This window comes from Alcanivorax sp. UBA3183, from assembly GCF_002364155.1.
GTDB lineage: Bacteria > Pseudomonadota > Gammaproteobacteria > Pseudomonadales > Alcanivoracaceae > Alcanivorax > Alcanivorax jadensis.
Genome location: NZ_DEXN01000036.1, coordinates 2,558 through 3,197, shown reverse-complemented (window position 1 = coordinate 3,197; position 640 = coordinate 2,558). Strand labels below are relative to the sequence as shown.

1 protein-coding gene is annotated in these 640 nt (G+C 61.2%); it reads right to left on the bottom strand.

What is annotated here, in order from left to right; all coding sequences use genetic code 11:
• The coding region (locus tag B3Q33_RS11540) for an acyl-CoA dehydrogenase family protein (RefSeq protein ID WP_286827546.1) at positions 1-640 on the bottom strand (640 nt) is incomplete at both ends.

Genomic DNA, 640 nt, shown 5'->3' with positions numbered 1-640 from the left:
TGCCGGCATCCATCAGTCGGCCCAGCTGTAGCGCGCCCTGCAGGCCCAAGGTAATTTCGGTCTGCATGTCCGCCAACTTTTTCTGGATCAGTTGGGTAGCGGCCAGTGGCCGGCCAAACTGCTTGCGATCCAGGGTGTACTGGCGTGCTGCCTGCCAGCAGAATTCCGCCGCGCCCATGGCACCCCAGCTGATCCCGTAACGGGCCTTGTTCAGGCAGCTGAACGGCCCTTTCAGCCCCTCTACGTCCAGGCGGTTTTCGTCCGGTACGAAGCAGTCATCCAGCATGATCTGCCCGGTGATGGAGGCGCGCAGGGAGAACTTACCTTCGATCTTCGGGGTGGTGAAACCGTCAAAGCTGCGTTCCACCACAAAGCCGGTGATCTTGCCGTCCAGATTGGCCCACACCACCGCCACATCGGCAATGGGCGAATTGGTAATCCAGGTCTTGGCGCCGTTGAGCAGGTAGCCACCGTCCACCTTCCTGGCGCGGGTGCTCATGGAACCCGGATCGGAACCGTGATCCGGCTCGGTGAGACCGAAGCAGCCGACCCACTCGCCGGTGGCCAGTTTCGGCAGGTATTTCTGGCGCACCGCTTCACTGCCAAAGGCATGAATCGGGAACATTACCAGTGACGACTG